A 255-nucleotide genomic window follows, 5' to 3' on the forward strand; every position below is an offset into this window, starting at 1 on the left:
GCGCGACCAGCTCGGCTTCGACCGGAACGTCATCGTGCAGGCGACCTGCCACGGCGCCGACAACCGGGCGCTCGTCGACGCGCTGCGCCGCAGCAAGGGGCGTGCCCGCGGGGTCGCGACGGTTCGTCGCGACGTGACCGACGAGGAGCTCGCCGAGCTGCACGAGGCCGGTGTGCGCGGCGTGCGGTTCAACTTCGTCAAACGCCTCGTCGACCGGGTGCCGACCGACTCGCTCGACGCGATCGTGGAGAAGAT

1 protein-coding gene is annotated in these 255 nt (G+C 71.4%); it reads left to right on the forward strand.

Annotated features, from left to right (window positions below; translation table 11 throughout):
* The coding region (locus ACZ3HG_RS24245; RefSeq protein WP_465335008.1) for an amidohydrolase family protein at positions 1 to 255 on the forward strand (255 nt) is incomplete at both ends.

The sequence above is a fragment of the Erwinia sp. PME.40.26/001 genome (assembly GCF_055556675.1).